Origin of the sequence: Streptomyces sp. f51, assembly GCF_037940415.1 — a bacterium.
Classification (GTDB): domain Bacteria; phylum Actinomycetota; class Actinomycetes; order Streptomycetales; family Streptomycetaceae; genus Streptomyces.
Genome location: NZ_CP149798.1, coordinates 6,638,558 through 6,660,399 on the forward strand (window position 1 = coordinate 6,638,558; position 21,842 = coordinate 6,660,399).

At 72.9% G+C, this 21,842-nt stretch carries 12 protein-coding genes; 9 read left to right on the top strand and 3 right to left on the bottom strand.

Annotated elements, in window-relative coordinates; translation table 11 throughout:
* Positions 1–56: 56 nt before the first annotated feature.
* A complete protein-coding gene (locus tag WJM95_RS28750; protein ID WP_339132932.1) occupies positions 57–7,460 on the bottom strand; it encodes an SDR family NAD(P)-dependent oxidoreductase in 7,404 nt (2,467 codons plus the stop codon).
* Between the two features lie 860 nt (positions 7,461–8,320).
* Here WJM95_RS28750 and panD point away from each other — a divergent pair.
* From panD to WJM95_RS28770, 4 genes are all read left to right on the top strand, one after another.
* Positions 8,321–8,746 (top strand): aspartate 1-decarboxylase, encoded by a 426-nt coding sequence (gene panD, locus WJM95_RS28755; protein ID WP_339132934.1) that lies wholly within the window; start codon positions 8,321–8,323, stop codon positions 8,744–8,746.
* Positions 8,747–8,791: 45 nt separating this feature from the next.
* Entirely contained in the window at positions 8,792–9,136 is a 345-nt protein-coding gene (locus WJM95_RS28760; protein ID WP_339132936.1) for a GNAT family N-acetyltransferase, read from the top strand.
* Between the two features lie 77 nt (positions 9,137–9,213).
* Positions 9,214–9,954 carry an aspartate/glutamate racemase family protein gene (locus tag WJM95_RS28765; RefSeq protein WP_339135904.1) on the top strand — a complete coding sequence of 247 codons (741 nt, stop codon included), beginning with the start codon at positions 9,214–9,216 and terminating at the stop codon, positions 9,952–9,954.
* A 644-nt stretch (positions 9,955–10,598) separates the two neighbouring features.
* On the top strand, positions 10,599–10,790 hold the full coding sequence (locus tag WJM95_RS28770) for a hypothetical protein (protein ID WP_339132938.1): 192 nt from the start codon (positions 10,599–10,601) through the stop codon (positions 10,788–10,790).
* Positions 10,791–10,885: 95 nt separating this feature from the next.
* On the opposite strand, the gene gndA is transcribed toward WJM95_RS28770, so the two are convergent.
* Entirely contained in the window at positions 10,886–12,325 is a 1,440-nt protein-coding gene (gene gndA, locus WJM95_RS28775) for an NADP-dependent phosphogluconate dehydrogenase (RefSeq protein WP_339132940.1), read from the bottom strand.
* Positions 12,326–12,824: 499 nt separating this feature from the next.
* On the opposite strand from gndA, the gene WJM95_RS28780 reads away from it, so the two are divergent.
* Entirely contained in the window at positions 12,825–13,997 is a 1,173-nt protein-coding gene (locus WJM95_RS28780; protein WP_339132942.1) for a transglycosylase family protein, read from the top strand.
* On the opposite strand, the gene WJM95_RS28785 is transcribed toward WJM95_RS28780, so the two are convergent.
* A complete protein-coding gene (locus tag WJM95_RS28785) occupies positions 13,987–15,273 on the bottom strand; it encodes a DMT family transporter (protein WP_339132944.1) in 1,287 nt (428 codons plus the stop codon). The two genes, WJM95_RS28780 and WJM95_RS28785, sit on opposite strands and share 11 nt — an antisense overlap.
* Before the next feature lie 210 nt (positions 15,274–15,483).
* On the opposite strand from WJM95_RS28785, the gene WJM95_RS28790 reads away from it, so the two are divergent.
* The 4 genes from WJM95_RS28790 (at position 15,484) to WJM95_RS28805 (ending at position 21,748) form a co-directional block, all read left to right on the top strand.
* Positions 15,484–16,233: a (2Fe-2S)-binding protein gene (locus WJM95_RS28790; protein ID WP_339132946.1), complete on the top strand. Its 750-nt coding sequence runs from the start codon at positions 15,484–15,486 to the stop codon at positions 16,231–16,233.
* Between the two features lie 296 nt (positions 16,234–16,529).
* The gene (gene glgA / locus WJM95_RS28795; RefSeq protein WP_339132948.1) at positions 16,530–17,681 is read left to right on the top strand and encodes a glycogen synthase; all 1,152 of its coding nucleotides are present in this window, start codon (positions 16,530–16,532) and stop codon (positions 17,679–17,681) included.
* 198 nt (positions 17,682–17,879) lie between these two features.
* Positions 17,880–19,109 carry a glucose-1-phosphate adenylyltransferase gene (gene glgC, locus WJM95_RS28800; RefSeq protein WP_339132950.1) on the top strand — a complete coding sequence of 410 codons (1,230 nt, stop codon included), beginning with the start codon at positions 17,880–17,882 and terminating at the stop codon, positions 19,107–19,109.
* A 308-nt stretch (positions 19,110–19,417) separates the two neighbouring features.
* Entirely contained in the window at positions 19,418–21,748 is a 2,331-nt protein-coding gene (locus WJM95_RS28805) for a GH92 family glycosyl hydrolase (protein WP_339132952.1), read from the top strand.
* The last annotated feature ends 94 nt before the right edge of the window (positions 21,749–21,842 follow it).

Here is a 21,842-nt window from a genome sequence, read left to right on the forward strand (position 1 = left end):
CCGCGTCGCAGCCGCTGCCCACGCCGCCCCCGCCGCGGGATCCGTCACCGAACCCCTCACCAGCCCGAGGCGGTGTAGACGACGGCGGTGGTCGACGGGTCGCCCCAGGCGAGTTCACGCAGCAGGGCCGCGGTGCCTTCCTCGGGGTCGATCAGGCCGATGCCCCGGCGGCCGTAGGCGCGGGCCAGCTCCGGCCCGACCATGCCGCCGTGTCGCGCGGCGGGCGCCCAGGGTCCCCAGTGCACCGTCAGTGCCCGGTGTCCAGTGCGGGCCGCCCAGGCCGAACCGAGCGTCTGGAGAGCGTCGTTGGCCGCCGCGTAGTCCGCCTGGCCCCGGTTGCCGAGGACACCGGAGATGCTGCCGAACAGCACGCTGAACGCCGGTCCGTCGGGCAGTTCCTCCAGCGCGGTGAGCAGCGCACCGGCGCCGGTCGCCTTCGTGCCGTAGACCCGCTGGAAGGACTCGGGAGTCTTCTCGGCGATGATCCGGTCCTCGATCACCCCGGCCGCGTAGACGACACCGTCGAGGCGGCCGTACTCGGCGTGGATGGCCTTCACCGCCTGGAGCACCGCCTCCGGCTCCCTGAAGTCGACGCAGCGGTAGCGGACTTCGCTCCCGAGCGCCCTGAGTTCCGCCAGCGTCGTGGTGATCTCCCTCTGGGCGAGCAGGAGTTCCGCGACCTGGTTGATCTCGGCCGGTCCCGCCCCGCCCCGGGCCGCGAGCGCCGCGCGCAGTGCGGCCGGGGTACGGGCGCCGGCCGTGTCCGGGTCCTCCGGGCCGTCCGGCACGGGTGTCCTGCCCAGGAGTTCGAGCCGGCACCGGCCGGCGGCCGCGATGGCCGCGGCGCACTGCGCGGTGATGCCGCGTGCCCCGCCGGCCAGCAGGACCACCGCGTCCCGGTCCAGACCGAGCGCGGCCGCCTCGGGGGCACCGACACCGGCCGGGCCGGCGCCGGTGCCCCCGAGGATCCCCAGCGGTGACTCGACGAGCTCGGGGCCGAACCGGCCCTCCGGGCCGCGCAGGACGACCGGGGCGAGGTCCGGCGCGCACAGCTCGTCGACCAGCGCGTCCGCGAGCAGCAGTCCGTCCGCGACGGTCAGCGTGTCGGCGACGGACAGCGTGTCCGCGACGGCCGACGGGGTCACCACTTCCACCGTCCGCGCGACCGTCGACGGGTACTCCCGCGCCACGGTCCGGAAGAAGCCGCCCAGCCCCGCGGCCGCCGTGTCCTGCGCGTCCCCGCCCACGGCCCGCAGGGCGAGCAGCCGGCGAGGTTCCAGGGCGAGCGCGGCCTTCAGGACGGGGAACGCGTCCGGCAGCACCGGCGCGCCACCCGTGACGAGGTACAGGACCCCGTCCACCGGGCCGTCGTCCTGGGTGAGCAGATGCTCCCGGTCGCGTACGACGACGTCGGCGCCGTACGACGCGAGCCGGGCGCCGATCTCGGGGGCGTCGCCGAGGACGGCCCACCGTGTCCCGGACAGTACGGCCGCCGGATCCGCGGCGACCGTCTCCTGCCCGAGGGGCACCGACCGGAGAAGGTACCGCTTGGGCGCCTCGCCGCTCACCCCGTCGTCGCTCGCCCCCTCGTCGTTCACGGCGTCGTAGTTCACCGCCCCGCTGTTCGCGGCGTGTACGGCCTCGACCGCCCTGGACGTCCCGGTCGACTCCGTGGCAGCGGGGGCCGTTTCGGCCTCCCCGGCGGGAAGCGTGGTCGGCCCGGCCGGGCCGGAGAGCCGCGCGGTCAGCCAGTCGGTCACCGCGGCGGCCGTGCGTGCCTTCGCCAGATCCTCCAACTCGGCGTCGTCGAGACCGGTGAGGTCCGCGCCGTCCCCGGCGCCGAGGCGCCGGGCCAGTTCGCCGGCTATCTCGGCCCGCTTGATGGAGTCGATGCTGAGGTCGGCCTCCAGGTCGAGATCGGGCTCGATCATGTCGAGGGGATAGCCGGTCCGCTCGCTGATGATCTCCAGAACCACCTGTTGGACGTCGACGTCCTGAACCGACGGTGATTCGGTGGACGGTGCCTGGTCGGCCGACGGCCCCGTGGCCAGGGGAGGTTGGGGCATCGGCGGCTCGGCCTGGGGTACGGCGGGTGTCGTGTCCCGCGCTGCCGGAAGGGCCATGGGCGCGGGTGGCGCGGCCGTCCGTTCCCCGGCCACCGCTCCCAGGTAGGTCATCAGCACGTCACGCTGGGCCGCGACCATCTCGCGGCTGGTGCGCAGGAATTCGGAGATCAGCGCGTCCTGGGCGTCCTGGCGGTCCTGGTGGCGCACGCCGTCGCTGCCGTTGGCGCCGCGCGGGTCCTGGTGGCCGTCCCGGCCGGACGGCACCGCGTACGGGGAGTTCGTCGACACGGTCGTCTCCAGGACTCGTCGTGGCGGTGCGAGCGCACCGGGAAGGAGGTCTCCGGCGGCGGTGCGCACCAACTGCCCGTCGACCGTCCAGCCGGGCCGCTTCGGCACCGGCGTGCGCACCGCGTCGACGGCGTCGCGGCCCCGTAGCAGCCAGCCGGTGCGCACCGGCAGCCCGGCGACGGCCAGTCGGGCCAGGGCGTCGAGCCAGCCGCGCAGGCCGCTGTCCGGGCGTGGCTCACAGGCGACCGTCCGGTGCGGCCGGTCGCCGAGGATCTGTCCGACCAGCCCGGTCAGCACGGATCCGGGCCCGGCCTCGACGAAGATCCGCGCGCCCGCCTCGTACATCGCCTCGATCTGCTCGACGAACCCGACCGGGGCACCGATCTGCGCGGCGAGCTCGGCCCGTACCGCGTCCGGGTCGGCGGCGTACGGCGTCGCGGTGCGGTTGGCCCACACCGGGAACTCCGGCGCACGCACCGGACGGGCCGCGAGCGCCTCGGCGAACCGGGCGCCCGCACCGGCGACCAGCGGGCTGTGGAAGGCGCAGGCCACGGGGATACGCCGGGCGTCGTGCCCGGCCTCGCGCAGCAGACGTACGGTCTCCGTCACGTCGTCGGCGGGGCCGGATATCACCGTCTGACGGGGCGCGTTGCGGTTGGCGACGACCACGGCGACCGGGGCCTCCACGGCCCGAAGGGCCTCTTCGACCTCCGTCGCGCCGGCCGAGACCGCGGCCATGGTCCCCGGGTCCGCTCCGCGGTCCGCCCCGGCGGCCGCGAGGATGGCCGCCGCCCGTTCGGAGCTGAGCGCGAGCAGCGTCTCGGGGCTCAGGGCGCCCGCCGCGCTCAGGGCGACCAGTTCGCCGTAACTGTGCCCGGCGGCCATGTCGGGCCGCACCCCGGCGGTGGTGAGCAGGGCGTGGGCGGCGAGTCCGGTGATGCCGAGCGCGGGCTGCGCGGCCCGGGTGTCGGTGAGTGCCGCCCGCTGCCGGTCGCGTGCGCCGTCGTCGAAGGCGGCGGGCGGGTACAACCGGGCGGCGTGATCGGCGCCGAGTTCGAGGTAGTGGCGCAGTTCGGGGAAGGCGACGAACAGGTCGGCGAGCATTCCGGGGCGCTGGCTGCCCTGACCGGGAAAGAGGAAGGCGACCTTGCCCTCGGCCGGGGCCTGGTGGGGGCCCGTGCCCTTGGCAGGCGGCCCCTGGTCGGATCCTGCGCCCTCGGCCGGTCGCTGTTCAGATCCGGTGCCCTCGGCTGGTCCCTGTTCAGATCCGGCGCCCTCGGCCAGGCCATGGTCGGGTCCGGCGGCAGCTGACGTCCGCCCGTCGCCTCGCGGCACCAGATGGACGCCGTGCGCTGGATCGTGCTCCCCGGCCAACGCGCGCCGCAGCCGCCCGGTCAGTTCCTCCACGCTCGCGGCCACGATTGCCACCCGCGCCGGATCCGGGCAGACGTCGGCCCGGCGGGCCGCGCTCAGCGCCAGGTCGCGCAGTCGCCACGGACGGCCGTCGGCCTCGGCGGCCCCGAGCAGTTCCTCGACGGCCCGGTGCGCCGCCGCCGTGTCACGGCCCCGGAACACGAACAGCTCGGCGGGCCATTCGTCCAGCGCCTGCGTCGGTGTCGCCCCGCCCGCGTACGCGCCGAGCACCACATGGAAATTGGTGCCGCCGAAGCCGAACGCGCTGACACCGGCCAGCCGTTGCGAGGCAGGAGCCGCCCAGGGCCGGGCCCGGGTGTGGAAGACGAACGGGCTGCTCTCCTCGTCCCAGGCGGCGTTGGGGTGCTCCAGATGCAGGGTGGGTGGCCGGACGCCGGTGTACAGCGCCAGGGTCGTCTTGATCAGCCCGGCCAGCCCGGCGGCACACTTGGTGTGTCCTATCTGCGACTTGACCGAACCGAGCACGCAACTCCCCGGTTCAGCACCGGCCTTGTCGAACACCGCTCCCAGCACGGTCAGTTCGGTGCGGTCGCCGACCACGGTCCCGGTTCCGTGCGCCTCGACGAGCCCGACGTCCGCCGGTGAGACACCCGCGTTGCGGTAGGCCCGCTCCAGCGCCGAGCGCTGACCCTCGGGGCGGGGCGCGGTCAGGCCCAGGGAGCGGCCGTCGCTGGAACTGCCGAGGCCCTTGATCACGCCGTAGATCCGGTCGCCGTCCCGTTCGGCGTCCGCGAGCCGCTTCAGGACGACGCAGGCGACGCCCTCGCCGAGCGCGATGCCGTCCGCCGAGCCGTCGAAGGAGCGGGAGCGCCCGGTGGGGGAGAGCGCGTGCACCGACGAGAACAGGACGTAGTCGTTGATGCCGTTGTGCAGGTCGGCGCCGCCGCACAGCACCACATCGCTGGTGCCGCCGGTGAGTTCCTTGCACGCGACGTCCACCGCGGCCAACGAGGAGGCGCAGGCGGCGTCGACGGTGAAGTTGGCGCCGCCGAGGTCCAGCCGGTTGGCGATCCGGCCGGAGATCACGTTGGCGAGCATGCCGGGGAAGGAGTCCTCGGTCAGCCGGGGCAACTGGCCGTCCAGGCCCTCGGGAACGCGCCCGTGGTACGACGGGAGCACGGCGCGCAGCGTGGCCGCGTTGGACAGGTCGCTGCCCGCCTCCGCGCCGAACACCACCGACGTACGGGAACGGTCGAACTCCCTTCCCCCGTCGCCGTATCCGGCGTCGTCCAAGGCGCGTCGGGCGGCCTCCAGGGACAGCAGCTGGACCGGCTCGATGCTGCCGAGCGACGTCGGCGGGATGCCGTAGCGCAGCGGGTCGAAGGGGATACGGGGCAGGAAGCCGCCCCACTTGGAGGGGACGGTACCGCTGGAGAGGACGGCACCGCTGGAGGGGACGGCACTTCCGGAAAGGGCGGTCCCGCCGGAGGAGGAAGTGCTGCCCGAGCGGGATGCGCCGTTGGCGGGCGCGGTGGCCCCATCATCGCCCCGCCCGTAGTGCACGGCCGGGTCCCACCGCTCGGGCGGGACCTCACCGACCGCGTCCCGGCCGCCGACGACGTTCGCCCAGAAGGAGGCCAGATCGGGCGCCTGCGGGAACATGCAGGCCATCCCGACGATCGCGATGTCCAATGGAGGGGGCGCCACCGGCTCCCGGGTCCCGGACGCGCCCGGCCGCTCGCCAAGACGGTCGCGCAGCTCCGCCGCCCGCCCCGTGAGGAAGTCGGCGGCCCCGGAGGTCACCGATTCGTGCAGCGCCGCGACGGTGGTGGTGGCCGAGCGCAGCACGGCCACCTCCCCGGCCATGAACATGCCGTCGGTGAGCTGGCGTTTCTCGTCGACCGGCGTGAGCGCCCCGCCGCCGTCCCGTTCGACACCCTTGCTCGCGAGGCGCAGCCGCCCGATGTTGAGCCGCTCCAGTTCCTCCCAGATCCGCCGGTCGGCCACTCCCTCGGACCGCAGCCGGCCCTCGTGCTCGCGGTACCCCTCGGTGAACGAGCTCGGAACGCAGCGGGTGGCGTGGCCGGGGGCGGTCTCCAGGAGCGTGGTCCGCTCGGCGGCGCGCACCTGGCGCTGGAAGAGCGGCTGGATCGCGCCGCGCGCGACGACCTCCTCGGTGAACAGGTACGCGGTGCCCATGAGGACGCCGACGGCGGCTCCGCGCGAGGTCAGCGGGGCCGCGAGCGCGGCGACCATCGCCGCGGAGCGCTCGTCGTGGACACCACCGGCGAAGAACACCTCAAGGGCTTCCGCCGCGCCCCGGCCTTCGAGTAAGTAGTCCTCCAAGACAGCGAGTTGAGCCTCCCAGAGCGGGAAGCTGCCGCGCGGACCGACGTGGCCGCCGCACTCCGAACCCTCGAACACGAACCGGCGGGCCCCGGCTTCCAGGAACTGCCGCAGCAGCCCCGGCGACGGCACGTGCAGGAAGGTACGGATCCCGTCCCGCTCCAACGCCCGCGCCTGGGAGGGCCGCCCGCCCGCGATGACGGCGTGCGTGGGCCGCAGCTCCCGTACCGCCTCCAGCTGGGCGGCACGCACCTCCTCCGGCGCGAAGCCGAGCACGCCCACGCCCCAGGACCGCCCGGCCATGGCGGCCCGGGTCTCGGTGAGCATCGCCCGGGTGCGCTCCCCGTCGGCCAGAGCCAGGGCCAGAAAGGGCAGCGCGCCGTCCTCGGCGACCGCCGCGGCGAACGCGGCGCGGTCGCTGACCCGGGTCATGGGTCCCTGCGCGACGGGCAGCCGGGTGCCGAGCGCCAGGCTCATCGGGGAGTCCGCGCCCAGTGCGCGGGCGGCCGTGTCGTCGCGTACGACATCGCGCACCGCGTCCGTCAGAGCGTGTACGGTCCGCCGGAGGTCTCCCCATCGCCGGGCGAACTGGGCGGCGAGAAAGCCGTCCTGACCCACCGGCAGCAACTGGGTACGAGGATCCTGCGCGCCCAGTGCCGCCGCCACGGTCTCCGGGTCGTCCCCGGCGACACGCGGTACGTCCGGGCCGCGCCGCAGCAGCACGCGGTGACCGGCGAGCACCGTCGTCTCCGAACCGTCCAGAGGACGGAGTTGGGCCGCGGCCGCCTCGGGCAGGGAGGATTCGGCCAGCAGCGCGAGCTGGGTGTCCAGCACCACCCCGGCCGCCCCGCCGGCGATCGCGGCCGCCGCCGTCCGGGGTCCGATTCCGCCGCAGGCCCAGACCGGGAGGGGCAGGTCGGGCGCGGCGAGCAGCCGCTGGAGCAGGACGAAGGTGCTCAACTCCCCGACGCGGCCACCGCATTCGCTGCCGCGGGCGATCAGCCCGTACGCCCCGGCGAGCACCGCGGCCCGCGCCTCGTCGAGGTCCGTGACCTCCACCAGTACACGGTGGTCGGCGGCCAGTTCGCGGGCCTGCCACGGCGCGTCGACCGCGAGGACCACCGTGTCCGGCCGACCGGCGTCACCACTCACCGGCGCGAGGTCGGAGGGGTCCAGCCGGCAACGGGCGCCGATCCGCACCCCGAACGGGCCCGGTGCGAGGCGGAGCAGGCGTTCCAGGGCGTCACGGGATCTTCGGTCCCCGTCGCCCAGGTCGAGAACGCCGAGCCCACCGGCCCGGCACACGGCAGCGGCGAGCCGGACGTCGGGTTCGCCGAACGGGGTGATGCCGATGATCATGTCCTCGGAACGCACAGCAGACGTCATGATTCTCCGAATCAAGCTGAGACTGCATGGTGGGGGATGCGGTACGACAACGATGGCGGCGCGTCGGATTCCGGCGGGACCTGCGACAACCCGGGGAAGACCGTTTCATAAAGCCTGCTCGAAACGCGTTGAAAGGTAGCCCTGTTGTTACTGGCTGGTCAATGTTGAACCAGTGGGACGGTGCGCGGGCGCATTGATTCGGTCAATCATGAACGCCGGGGGAGGTTCCGGTATTCAGGGCAATTCCCTGATGGTGGGGCCTCGTTCACTCCCCTCACACATCACCGAAACGCCGATAGGTGAATGAGTAACTTTCTCTGGTACGGCATGTCCGAATCGGGTCGCATTTCCCCGCGGGCGCCGGGCACGGGAAAATTCCATGTATCGATCTTGAAGTGACCGGGAAGGGTGCGTGCAGGGTTTGGCGGGCGCCCATCGCCCGGCCGAGACCCCGCCGGGTCCTTTGGCGCCGCCCCGGCAGGGACACCACGACAAGGTGCCGTGCGAGGACGCGTCGATGCCTTTGGTCGGAGTCGAAGCCGTCCTCCAGTCGGCCGACGGTGAGGCCCTGGGGCAGGATCGGGCCTCACCCGGGAAGCGCCTCGACGTGACGTGACCGGGATCTCGATGCGGTTCCGGGAGCCGGTCCGTACCCTGGTCACGCTTCCCGGCCGATGGGTGAGGCGGGGCCCATGAGGAGTCTCCGGTGTCCCACTGGCGCCCCGTCATGAAGTGCGGCACGCAGTCAGCCAAATCCCTCGACGGGTGGGGGAGTTCGTCGGGGAAAGCGCTGTTGTAGGCTAAAAAAACAGCCCTTGACCTGCACAAAGCGGGCAGGGAGCGAGTTTCGGGAGTGCTGAATGCTGCGAACCATGTTCAAGTCCAAGATCCACCGTGCCACGGTCACCCAGGCCGACCTGCACTACGTCGGGTCCGTCACCATCGATGCCGATCTGCTCGATGCCGCTGATCTGCTGCCCGGTGAGCTCGTCCACATCGTCGACATCACCAACGGCTCCCGCCTGGAGACGTACGTCATCGAGGGGGAGCGCGGATCCGGTGTCGTCGGGATCAACGGAGCCGCGGCCCATCTCGTGCACCCCGGTGACCTGGTGATCATCATCAGTTACGCTCAGGTGGCCGACGCCGAGGCGCGGGCGCTGCGGCCGCGGGTCGTCCACGTGGACCGTGACAACCGGATCGTCTCGCTCGGTGACGACCCGTCCGAGCCGGTACCGGGCTCGGACCAGGAGCGCAGCCCGCAGGCCGTGCCCGTCAACGTCTGAGCGACGGCGCGGCGGTATCCCAGGACCCCGGACCGAGGAGTGCCCGTGAGCGACATCGAGATCCGCGACGACCGGCCGGCCGGTCGCCTGGAGGCCCTGGCCGACGGTCAAGTGGTCGGACACATCGAGTACTTCGTCCTGGAGGAGCCCGCGCGAGCCCTCGTCCCGGTGCACACCATCGTGGAGCCGGAGCACGAGGGCAAGGGCATCGCCGGCTCCCTGGCCCGCGAGCTGTACGGCATCGCCGCGCGCGAGGGCATCGTGGTGGCGCCGCTCTGCCCGTACGTCGTGAGGTGGGCGGAGCGGCACCCCGAGGAGGCTCCGGCGGCCGACCCGGAGCTGCTCGATGCCGCGATGCAGTGGCTCAAGGCGCATCCGGGACGGTTCTGATGCCCCAGGGTCCGCCCTTCACCCAGGGTCCGCCCTCTACCCCGCGCCCGGCCTCTACCCTGGGCCCGGCCTCTACCCTGGGCCCGGCCTCCGCGCCTGCGTCGCTCCCCACGCCGCTCGGACCGCTCGCCCTGCTGCACACCTCACCGGTGCACGTCCCCGTCTTCGACGCCCTGCGCGACGCCGACCACCCCGGCCTGGAACTTCGGCACCTGGTCGACGAGGAACTGCTCGCGCGGGCCCGGCGCGAAGGGCGCGAAGCGGTGGCCGGCGAGGTCCGGGAGCTGCTGGCCCGCGCCGCGGCCGACGGCGCCCGGGCCGTGCTGTGCACCTGCTCGACCATCGGCGCCGTCGCCGAGCGCACCGACGCCGGGGTGCCCGTGCTCCGCGTGGACCGGCCGATGGCCGCCGCAGCGGTGGCCACGGGTCCCCGGATCGTCGTCCTCGCGACCGTGGCGAGCACGCTGGAACCCACCGTCGCCCTGGTGGAAGAGGAGGCCCGTCGGGCCGGACGTCCCGTCGACGTTCGTACGGTCCTGGTCGAGGACGGCTGGGCCCTGTTCGAGGCCGGTGACACGGACGGCTGCGCCCGCGCGGTCGCCGCTGCCGCCGACGCGGTCGCCGATGTCGACGTGATCGTCCTCGCCCAGGCGTCCATGACCCCGGCCGGGAGCCTCGTCACGACCCCGGTGCCGGTGCTGTCGAGTCCACGCCCCGGCCTCGCCGCCGCGGCGGACGCGGTCCGGGCGACGGGCGTGGCCCACAGTGCGGACGCGACCCGCCCGGCGGCCGCAACCCGCGCGGTGCACGCCGAGTAGGGCTGCCGGCAGGTAGTGCGTGGCGTCACGCAGCGCTGCCGGCCGCCGGCTGTCGTCGGTCGTCACCGTGCCCCGGCCGGCGACCTGGTGGTCGAAGCGGGGTGACCGGCCGCCGAGCCAGATCGGCCGCGGTCCGCCGTTCCCCCCGACCTGCCCCCCCACTGAGCCGTCCGGGCGGCGTCCCCGCGCGACGGAGTGAGTGGGGGCTCGGGCGCTGGGTACGCGGGAGACAAGTCCAGAGGGCCGACGTACCGACTGGCTGGAGGACGCCATGACACAGCCGTATCCCGACCCCGTGCCGCCGGGACCCACCCCCGGGCCGAGCCCCGAACCCCCGGGGCCGTCACCCTTCCCCGACCCGGTGCCGCATCCGGGCGGCCCCGACCCCGCGCCGGGTCCCACGCCCGGACCCACCCCGGTGCCGAACCCGGGCGGGCCCGATCCCGTACCCGGCCCCGAGCCCGTACCCTCCCCGTCCCCGATCCCCAAGCCCCCGGGCCCCGACCCGGTGCCCGAACCCCAGCCCCGGCCGCAGCCGTTGAGCTGACCGGCGCGGAGGACCCCACCGGCCCCGGGCAGGGGAGCCGGAGGCCGTTCAATACACTCCGCGGGTGAACAACATACGGTGCACTCAGTGCGGTGTTGTGGGGCTTGAACCCGGTTTCGTCGAAGACTCCGGGCAGGGTGCTCGCGGGTTCTCACGATGGGTCGAGGGCGTGCTCCAGCTGGGCCCGCTCGGCGGTGCCCGGCTGATGGGCCGCCCACGCTGGCAGATCGAGGCCTTCCGCTGCCCCAACTGCGCACACCTGGAACTGTTCGCCGCCCAGCGCAGCTAGCCCCGCCGGGCACGCGTCACCATGAATGCGCCGAAGCCGTCACGCGCCCCGCTCCGGGAACGTGACGGCTTCGGCGCACTCGTGCGGCGACCCGCCTACGCCTCGACCTCCGACCGGTCTCCGCCCCACAGCGTGTGGAACGACCCCTCGCGGTCCGTCCTGCGGTACGTGTGCGCCCCGAAGAAGTCCCGCTGACCCTGGGTGAGCGCGGCCGGCAGGCGCTCCGCGCGCAGGGCGTCGTAGTAGGCGAGGGCCGCCGAGAAGCCGGGCGTGGGCACGCCCTGGCGGGTCGCGGCGACGACGACCTCGCGCCAGTCGTCCTGGGCCGCCGCGATCTCCTGGGCGAACGTCTTGTCCGACAGCAGGCTCGGCAGGTCCGGCCGGGCGTCGTACGCGGAGCGGATACGGTCCAGGAAGGCCGCCCGGATGATGCAGCCGCCGCGCCAGATCGAGGCGACGGAACCGAGGTCGATGTTCCAGTCGTACTCGTCGCTGCCCGCGGTGATCTCGTGGAATCCCTGCGTGTACGAGACGATCTTCGACGCGTACAGCGCCTGCTCGACCCGGTCCGCGAAGGCGCCGGCCTCGGACTCGTCGAGCTTCCGGGCCGTCGGACCGGCGAGGTCGCGCGAGGCGGCGCGCAGGTCCGCGTGCCCCGAGAGCGAGCGGGCGAAGACCGCCTCCGCGATGCCCGACACGGGTACGCCGAGGTCCAGCGCGATCTGCACGGTCCAGCGGCCGGTGCCCTTCTGCTCGGCCCGGTCCTGGACCACGTCCACGAACGGCTTGCCGGTCGCCGCGTCCACGTGCGACAGCACCTCGGCGGTGATCTCGATCAGATACGAGTCGAGCCGGCCGGTGTTCCAGGTGCGGAAGATGTCCGCGATCTGCGCGGGGGAGTACCCGGCGACGTCCCGAAGCAGCTGGTAGGCCTCGCCGATGAGCTGCATGTCGGCGTACTCGATGCCGTTGTGGACCATCTTCACGAAGTGCCCGGCGCCGTCGGGACCCACGTGGGTGACGCACGGTGCCCCGTCGGCCGCCTTCGCGGAGATCTTCTCCAGCATCGGCCCCAGCGAGGCGTACGACTCCATCGAGCCGCCCGGCATGATGCTCGGCCCGTTCAGCGCGCCCTCCTCGCCGCCGGACACGCCCGTGCCGACGAAGTGGATGCCCTGCTCGCGCAGCGCGCGCTCACGGCGCCGGGTGTCCGCGAAGTGCGCGTTGCCACCGTCGATGATCATGTCGCCGGGCTCAAGGAGCGGGGCGAACTCCTGGATGACCGCGTCGGTCGGCTCGCCCGCCTTCACCATGATCACCAAACGCCGGGGCCGCTCCAGGGCCGCCACGAACTCCTTCGCCGTCTCGGCCGCGACGAACGTGCCCTCGTGGCCGAACTCCTCCACCAGCGCGTTCGTCTTCGCCACGGTGCGGTTGTGCACGGCGACCGCGTAGCCGTTGCGGGCGAAGTTGCGGGCGAGATTGCGCCCCATGACCGCGAGACCCGTGACGCCGATCTGGGCTGAAGTGCTCATTCGGTTGGCTCCTAAGAAGTGCGGTAAGTCCGTTGGCGGATACGGGAGACAGCCCGGTACCGGTGCCGCCGGTCGTGCCCGTCCGTTCCGCTCGCCAGTATTGCCCCAGGCCATCCTGACGTGTCCCGGGTGTCCACGCAGGGGGACGTCCCGGCGTCGGGAGGGCGGATTTCGGACAGACCGCGCGGGGCCGGGGGCAGGTGTCCGGTGTCTCGGGCGGTCCGCTCACGATCGCCTCCCTGCCGTGGCCGGGCCGGCCGGACGGATCCGGCGCCGGTCGCCGGAGACGGGAACCCGACGTCGGCGGGCTGCGGAGCCGTCGGCGGCGCGTCCGGGTCCCGCCGCGGCGCGGTCACCCACCGTGCCGGGAACGCCCCTGCGGACGACGGTCCGAAAGTCGGCCGACCGTCTTTTCGGAGCGACCGGTTGCCGCCTTGTCCCGGCCTGTTCCCAACGCTTACTTTTGCCGCTCCTGACGCATGTCTAGGGGGGCTCCCTCATGGCCGTACGCGGTCGGCACCGCCGGTATCAGCCGAACAGGATCAACCGTGCCTCACTCACCGTCACGGCGGGCGGTGCCGGGATCGCGCTCCCGCTCGTGGGGGCCGGAGTCGCCCACGCGGCCGACGTCGGGACGTGGAACAAGGTCGCCGCCTGCGAGTCCAGCGGCAACTGGAGCATCAACACCGGCAACGGCTACTACGGCGGGCTCCAGTTCACCCGGTCCACCTGGGAGGCGTACGGCGGCAAGGCCTACGCGGGGCGCGCGGACCTGGCCACGAAGGACCAGCAGATAGCCGTGGCCGAGAAGGTCCTGAAGGGTCAGGGGCCCGGCGCCTGGCCCGTGTGTTCGGTGCGCGGCGGACTGACCCGAGGAGGCGCGGCACCCGACATCAGCCCGGCGGAGCACGAGCAGCGGACCGCGAGCCGGCAATCGGTGCGGGACGTGAAGCCGCAGACCACACCGCAGTCGCGGGCCGGGACCGCCGAGATGTACACCGTCGTACGCGGCGACACGCTCTCCGGGATCGCCGACTCGCGGAACGTCCAGGGCGGCTGGCAGGGGCTGTACGCGGCGAACCGCACGACCGTCGGCTCCGACCCGGACCTGATCCTGCCGGGCCAGCGGCTCGCCCTCGGCGGTGGGACCGAGGCACCCGCGCACACCCGGCACACCCCGTCGAAGACCCACCCCAAGGCACCGGCCAAGAAGACCCCGGCCGGGCGGCCCTCCTCGCACACGACCACCCGGGTCGGGGCGGGGACGCACGAACTCGTGGCCCCGGTGCACGCGGCGACCGGCACGCCGTACCACGCCACCGGTGCCCACTGGTCGAAGGGCTACCACACGGGCGTCGACTTCCCCGTGCCCACCGGAACCTCCGTCGCGGCGGTCGCCGCGGGTCATGTGGTCAGCGCGGGCTGGGGCGGTTCGTTCGGCTACCAGGTGGTGATCCGGCACGCCGACGGCCGCTACACGCAGTACGGCCATCTCTCCGCGATCGCGGTGAAGGACGGGCAGAGCGTGGTGGCGGGCCAGCGCATAGGGCGTTCGGGGTCCACCGGCAACAGCACGGGCCCGCATCTGCACTTCGAGGTGCGGACCGGGCCCGGCTTCGGTTCCGACATCGACCCGGTGGCGTACCTCCGGGCCGGGGGCGTCAGGATTTGACTCGGGTGCGGTGGTGGTCGACGAACGGCATCGGCACGTAGGGCATGCCGAACATGACCGCCAGGTGGGGCAGCTCGTCCTCGTCCGCCGGGTCCTGCGCGGCGAGGGTCTCCATCGGCGGCGCCACCGCGGCCGTGGGCGCGATCGCGGCGAACACGCCCGCGACCGCCGGCTGCGGAGCCGGGAGGAACACGCTGTCGCCGCCCGCCCGGAGAGCCTGCGGCACGCTTCCGGCACCCGGCCGCGAAGCCGGTACGGGGTCGTCCGCGCCCTCGGCGGGCCTGGGCAGCCCGGCCAGCAGTTCGGCCACGGCGGTCTCGGTGTCCGCGAGCGCCCCGAGGCCGGCGAGGGCCGGGGCGGCGGGTTCCGCGGGGCGCGGCTGGGTGGTCGGTTCGGCCGCGGCCTCCGGGCCGGCGGCCGCGGTTCGGTCGCCGCTGCCGGTTCGCTCGGTGGCGATCCGCTCGATGGTGAGCAGGATCAGACCGCCCGCGGCGACCACACCGCAGGCCAGGGCGAGCGCGGTCCCGGTTGCGCCGTAGCGGAAGGTCTCGCCGAACATCGTGAGGCCGACGGCGGCCGCGACGACGGGGTTCACGACCGTCAGCGTGGCCAGCGGGGCCTCCAGTCCTGCACCGCGGTAGGAGGCCTGCGAGATCAGCATGCCGGCCGTCGCGAAGGCACCGATGGCCGCGAGGCTCGACAGGTCGGCGAGCGAGACGTGCTCGGACCAGTCGACCGCGACGGTCTTGGTGAACACGGAGGACATGCTGAAGGCGACACCCGCCGCGACCGCGAGCAGCACACTGCGCACGGCCGGATGCCGGTGCGCCGCGCGTCCCGCCGCCATCAGGGCCGCGACCGCGCCGCCCGACACCACACCGAGCGCCAGGCGCTGGGCATCGCTCAGGGACTGGGCGTCGGACGCGCCGACCAGGGCCAGCAGACCCGCGAGACCCACGGTGGCCATGATCGCGCCGCGCCAGGCGGTCGCTCCGGCCCTGCGGCCGACGAAGAGGGCCGCCATCGGAAGCGCGAAGACGATCGTGAGCGCGCCGAGCGGCTGGACGAGGCTCAGCGGGCCGAAGGCGAGGGCGACCACGTGCAGCAGACCGCCGAGGCCGGTCAGGGCCACGGCCGCCCACCAGCCCGGCCTGCGCAGCGGTGCGTAGGTCTGGCCGGGAGAGGTCACCGCGACCTGCTCCTGGATGATCGCGCCGCCCGCGTACGCCACGGCTGAGACGAACGAGAGCACCACGGACAGAGCGAGGGCACTCATGAGTCCCTCCTCTGCGTACGGCGCGGAGCGGCGGCCCGGCGCGACGAACGGTCGGCTTCCATGCAAACAACGATGCCGTGCGATTTAGTTCTCGTCGTCGTCCCTGAGCAGTCATTGGGTCCTACTGCCGATGGAGTACGAATCGCCCCCTGTCCTCCCCAGGGTGGGCGACACCACGGCCCGATCCACTGGTGGTCACCCCTAGGGGGCTTGGTACTACTGCTCTTCGTGGACCTCGACCCCGAACTCAAGGCGCTCGAAGCACTCGGCGGCTTCTTCGTACTACGCACCGGCGTACCGCCGCGCGGCCCCCTGCCGACCCTCGCGAGCGCCTTCGCGAGCCCTCGATCCGCGCCCATTTCGGATGTTTACGCAGATCCGACAACTTTTCGCGTCCGCAAGGTCGCGAGGAGTATCGGCACGCGGGAACCGCGGGTCGCGGCCTCGGTGGCGCAGCAGGGGCTCGCGGCCCGTTTCTGGTCCATCGCCCTCGGCTCCGCCGCGCTCTGCGGCCGGCTGCCCGACCTCGATCCGGAGCTGCTCCTCTGGGACCCGGACGCCGGTGCTCCCGACGATCTCTGGCTCGGCGAGGTCCGCTCGCGCCCCGCGGCCGATCTCGACACGGTGGTGCGTGCCGGGCTCCTCGTGCCGCTGAGCGCGGCCCTGCGCGCACGCCACCGCGTCTCACCGGCCCTGCTGTGGGGCAACGCGGGCTCGGCGCTGGCCGGGACCGTCCGCCAGCTGGACCGCTGGGCGCTGGTCCACGGACGCCCGGACGTGGGGGAGCGGGGCAGGGCACTGGCCGCCGGGCTCCTCGCGCACCCCGATCTGTCCGGCACGCTCGCCCCCGGGACGCTGCGCCGCCGCAGCTGCTGTCTCTACTACCGGGTACCGGGCGGCGGAGTCTGCGGCGACTGCTGCTTCGAGCACCCACCGCGCCAGGCACCCGAGCGGCCCTGACGAAAAGGTTCCGCGCCGCCCGCGCCGTCCCGCCCGCGCCGCGCCGCCCGCGCCGCGCCGTCCCGCCCGCGCCGTCCCGCCCGCGCCGCGCCGCCCGCGCCGCGCCGTCCCGCCCGCGCCGCGCCGTCCCGCCCGCGCCGCCCCGCCCCGCCCGCGCCGCTCCGCCCGGCGTGTGCTGCCCTGCCCGGCTCGGGCCGCGTCGCCCGGCGTGTGCCGCGCCGCCCGTCGCGGTCTTCCGTATCGGCTTCAACTGAGTGACCATGATGGGCACCAGCCGGTTAGGACGGGGGTTCTGTGTGCGCGTGGGACTGCTGACCCGGGAGTATCCGCCGGACGTCTACGGCGGCGCGGGCGTCCATGTGGAGTTCCTCGCCAGGGAGTTGAGGGATCTCACCGAACTCGACGTGCACTGCTGGGGCGAGGGCGCCTCCGGCGGAGTCGTCCGCCATCGGCCCTGGCCCGCCCTCGACGGCGCCAACGACGCTTTGCGCACCTTCTCCGTGGACCTGTCGATCGCCGCCGCGCTCGAAGGCCGTGAACTCGTCCACTCCCACACCTGGTACGCCAATCTCGCGGGACACTTCGGAAAGCTCCTGCACGGCATTCCGCATGTGATGACCGCCCACTCCCTCGAACCGCTGCGCCCCTGGAAGGCCGAGCAGCTGGGCGGTGGCTACGCCCTCTCCTGCTGGGCCGAGCGCACCGCGATCGAGGCCGCCGACGCCGTGATCGCCGTCTCGGGCGCCATGCGCGACGACATCCTCGGCTGCTATCCGGACCTGGACCCGGCCAGGGTGCGCGTCGTGCACAACGGCATCGACACCTCCCTCTACCGGCCCGACCCGGGCACCGACGTCCTGGAGCGGATCGGCCTGGACACCGGGCGCCCCTACATCCTGTTCGTCGGTCGCATCACCCGGCAGAAGGGGGTGCCCCATCTGCTGCGTGCCGTGCGGGACATCGACCCGGCCGCGCAGGTGGTGCTGTGCGCGGGCGCCCCCGACACTCCGGAGATCGACCGTGAATTCCGTCAGCTGTACCAGGAGTTGAGTGCCGTACGGGACGGCGTGCACTGGATCCCGCAGATGCTGCCACGGCCCGATGTCATCCAACTCCTCACGCACGCGGCCGTGTTCGTCTGTCCCTCGGTGTACGAGCCGCTCGGCATCGTCAATCTGGAGGCGATGGCCTGCGGTACGGCGGTGGTGGCCTCGCGGGTCGGCGGCATTCCCGAGGTGGTCGAGCACGGTGAGACGGGCCTCCTCGTGCCGCTGGGCGACGACTTCGAGACGGAGCTCGCGACGGCTCTGGACTCCGTGCTCGCCGACCCCGCCACGGCCCGGCGCATGGGCGAGGCCGGACGGCTGCGCGCGGTGGGGGAGTTCGGCTGGGACGCGGTGGCCCGGCGGACGGTCCGGCTGTACGAGGAAGTCCTCAAAGCGGGGTAACCGTTCGGACAGGCGGTCACCGGACGAGCGGACTTCGGTCGGCCGGGCATCAACTGCCCGGACGTCGGACGGACTTCACTGAGGCCGAATCCGGTCGGCCGACTTGGGACGGCCCTGCTTCGGGCAGATGTACTTCGGAACGCGGGGCGGGTCCGGGCAGCCGGGCGCGGCCCGACCGGGCGTGGAAGGGGCGGCAGCATGCGGCGTGGTGGGCGCGGTGGACCTTCGGTGCTGGGAATCGTACTGGCGGGAGGCGAGGGCAAGCGGCTGATGCCGCTCACCGCGGACCGGGCGAAACCGGCGGTGACCTTCGGCGGCACGTACCGCCTCGTGGACTTCGTCCTCTCCAATCTCGTCAACGCGGACATCCTGCGCATCTGCGTGCTCACGCAGTACAAGTCGCACTCGCTCGACCGGCACATCACCACCACCTGGCGGATGTCGAGCCTGCTCGGCAACTACGTGACCCCGGTTCCGGCCCAGCAGCGGCTCGGGCCCCGCTGGTACCTCGGCAGCGCGGACGCCATCCTCCAGTCGCTCAACCTCATCCACGACGAACAGCCGGAGTACGTCGCGGTGTTCGGCGCCGACCACGTCTACCGGATGGACCCCCGGCAGATGCTCGCCCAGCACATCGAGAGCGGGGCGGGGGTGACGGTGGCCGGCATACGGGTGCCGCGCGCCGAGTCGTCGTCCTTCGGTGTCATCAGCCCCGGCTCCGACGGCCAGAGCGTGCGGGGCTTCCTGGAGAAGCCCGCCGACCCGCCGGGGCTCGCGGACGACCCCGAGTGCGTCTTCGCCTCGATGGGCAACTACATCTTCACCACCAAGGCGCTGATCGAGGCGCTGCACCGGGACGCCGAGGACGACAACTCCGTTCACGACATGGGCGGTTCGATCCTGCCCGCGCTCACTGAGAGGGGCGAGGCGCAGCTGTACGACTTCAGCGACAACCACGTGCCCGGCGAGACCACGCGGGACCAGGGCTACTGGCGCGACGTGGGCACCCTCGACGCCTACTACGACGCCCACATGGACCTGATCGCCGAGCGTCCCGCGTTCAACCTGTTCAACCGCAGCTGGCCCGTCTACACCAGCTCGGGGCAGCTCTCGCCGGCGCGCTTCAACGCCGGGGGCATCGCGAGCGAGTCCATCATCAGCGCGGGGTGCCTGATCCGCGGGCAGGTGACGCGCTCGGTGCTGTCGCCGGGCGTGGTCGTCGATCCCGGAGCGGTGGTCCAGGGTTCGATCCTGCACGACAACGTCAAGATCGGGCGGGGCGCGGTGGTGCGCGGGGCGGTGCTCGACAAGAACGTCGAGGTCCCGCCGGGCGCGACGATCGGCGTCAATCCGGAGCGCGACTCCGACCTCTACACGGTCTCCAAGGGTGGCGTGATCGCCCTGGGCAAGGGCCAGCGCGTCCCCTGACGGGCCCCGCGGGCGGACAGCGGTCCCCGGACACCCGGCCCGTGAGGGACGGCGACTCCAGGCCGTTGTCGGCCCGCGTTTGTCATGTCCCTGGACAGGGGGTCGTGACGCGTGTTGTCCTGCGGGTGATCCGGGACGACATCGCCGTTGAGCGCTGACAACGATGTCATCCCCTGGGGCGGTCCCGTGTGCGCCGTGCCCGGACGCGACGCGTCCCGCGTGATCCCCTCCGGTTGCCCGGAAAGCCGGTCCCCCGCCCCGACCATGCATGAGGACAACGATGTCGATCACCCACCGGAGGCTCCCGCATGAGATGGACCCGGCGCCTGCGTCTGTGCACGGCGGGGCTGGTGACAGCGTCCGCGCTGTTCGCCCTGCCCACCGCACAGGCCGCCGAGCCGCGCGACGGCCAACTCACCGATCTGGTCAACCCGTTCATCGGCACCCAGAACGAGGGCAACACCTATCCCGGCGCCGCCGTGCCCTTCGGCATGGTCCAGTTCTCGCCGGACACCGGCCACAACACCGGCTACGACCACTCCCAGAACCACGTCCGCGGCTTCTCCCTCGTCCACCTCTCGGGCGTCGGCTGCGGCCTCGGCGGTGACCTGCCCGTCCTGCCCACGACGGGGGACATCACCCGGACGGACGACGCGCAGTACGCGGCGGAGTTCGACCACGACACCGAGGAGGCCCACCCCGGCTTCTACCGGGCCGACCTCAAGAGCGGGATCGAGGCCGAGCTGACGGCCACCGCCCGCACCGGCGTGCAGCGTTACACCTTCCCGGCCACCGACAAGGCCAACGTGCTGCTGAACGCCGGGCAGTCGCTGCACAAGACGGTCTCGACGAAGGTCGAGGTCCTGGACGACCGGACCGTCCGCACGGAGATCACCGGCAGCGGCTTCTGCCGGTCCACCAAGCCGTACACGGTCTACACGATCACCCGTTTCGACCGGCCGTTCACCACCGCGGGCACCTGGAACGGCGACACCGTCACCGGCGCCAGGAAGGCGGCCGGCACCACCGGGCGCACCGGGGCCTTCGTGCGCTTCGACACCACCGAGGACCGCACGGTCGAGGCGACCACCGCGCTCTCGTACGTGGACGCCCGCGGCGCGGCCGTCAACCTCCGCTCCGAGGGCGGCCGTTCCTTCGACCAGGTCCGCGAGGCCGCCCGCCGCGCCTGGGAGGACCGGCTCGGCGACGTACGCGCGCAAGGCGGCACCGACGCGCTGCGCCGCACCTTCTACTCCTCGCTCTACCGTTCCTTCCTCGCGCCCAACATCGGCAGCGACGCCGACGGCCGCTACACCGGCTGGGACCAGCGGATCCACCGGGCCAAGGGATTCACGTACTACCAGAACTGGTCGCTGTGGGACACCTATCGCACCCAGTCGCAGCTGCTCGCCCTGCTCGCGCCGCGTGAGGCGCGGGACATGGCGATCTCCGTCATCAAGATCGACGAGGAGAGCGGCTGGCTGCCCAAGTGGGGCTACGGCACGGTCGAGACGAACATCATGACCGGCGATCCGGTCACCCCCTTCCTCACCAACGCCTTCCAGCAGGGCCTGCTCAAGGGGTACGAGGAGCGGGCGTACCGCGCGCTGAAGAAGAACGCGGACGGCGTGCCGTCCGCCGACTCGCCCGCGGTGGGCCGGGAGGCCAACCGGGAGTACATCGCGAACGGGTTCGCCCCCTACCTCCAGGGCCGCCCGCACACGAAGAACGGAGACTCGGACTACGACCACGGCGCCTCCGTGACACTGGAGTACGCCCTGTCGGACGCTGTGCTCGGCGAGATGGCGCGGGAGCTGGGCCACGACGCGGACGCGGCACGCTATCTGGCGCGGTCCCAGAGCTACCGCGCGATCCACGACCCCTCGACCGGGTTCTTCCGCGCCCGGGACGCCGCCGGGGCCTTCACCGGACCCGTCGACCCGGCCCAGAGCGTCGGCTTCCACGAGGGCACGGCCTGGCAGTACCAGTGGCTCGTGCCGCAGGACCTGCCGGGCATGATCGGCATGATCGGCGGCAAGCAGGCGGCGAACGACCGGCTCGACTCCTTCTTCGCCTACGGGCAGTTGCTGAAGGACCCGGCCAAGACCGCCCGAGAGGTCTGGGTCAACGGCCCGTACGCGTACTACAACGCGGACAAGTACAACCCGCAGAACGAGCCCGACCTGATCGCCCCGTACACCTACCTGTCCACCGGGCAGCCGTGGAAGACGACCGACGTCGTGCACGCGGCGCTGACCCTGTTCACCGACGCGCCGACCGGCATGACCGGCAACGACGACCTCGGCACGATGTCCGCCTGGAACGTCCTGTCCTCCATCGGGATCTTCCCGGTGCAGCCCGGCTACGACACCTGGGGGCTGTCCACCCCCGTGTTCGAGCGGGTCGACCTCACCCTCGACCGGCGCTACTACCCGCGCGGTGCCCTGACGGTCACGGCGCCGGGCACCTCGGACACCGACCGGTACGTCCAGTCGGCCCGCCTCGACGGTGCGCCGTACGGCCGTACGTACCTGACGACCGGCACCCTGAAGGGCACCAGGTCGCTCGGCTTCACCGTCGGTCCTGAGCCGTCCGAGTGGGGAACGGCGGCCTCCGCGGCGCCTCCCGTCCTGAAGTGACACCCGGCCCGCCCCGAGGCGGGCCACACGTCCCGTCCCTCCTCCGAGGGGCGGGACTTAATCCGCTGTTAACTGTGCGTAACTTGAGCGTACT

Excerpts from the sequence above, each read along its gene's own strand:
- WJM95_RS28750 (WP_339132932.1), bottom strand. The coding sequence starts at position 7,460 with ATGACGTCTGCTGTGCGTTCCGAGGACATGATCATCGGCATCACCCCG.
- panD (WP_339132934.1), top strand. The coding sequence starts at position 8,321 with ATGCTGCGAACCATGTTCAAGTCCAAGATCCACCGTGCCACGGTCACC.
- gndA (WP_339132940.1), bottom strand. The coding sequence starts at position 12,325 with ATGAGCACTTCAGCCCAGATCGGCGTCACGGGTCTCGCGGTCATGGGG.
- WJM95_RS28780 (WP_339132942.1), top strand. The coding sequence starts at position 12,825 with ATGGCCGTACGCGGTCGGCACCGCCGGTATCAGCCGAACAGGATCAAC.
- WJM95_RS28785 (WP_339132944.1), bottom strand. The coding sequence starts at position 15,273 with ATGAGTGCCCTCGCTCTGTCCGTGGTGCTCTCGTTCGTCTCAGCCGTG.
- glgC (WP_339132950.1), top strand. The coding sequence starts at position 17,880 with ATGCGGCGTGGTGGGCGCGGTGGACCTTCGGTGCTGGGAATCGTACTG.
- WJM95_RS28805 (WP_339132952.1), top strand. The coding sequence starts at position 19,418 with ATGAGATGGACCCGGCGCCTGCGTCTGTGCACGGCGGGGCTGGTGACA.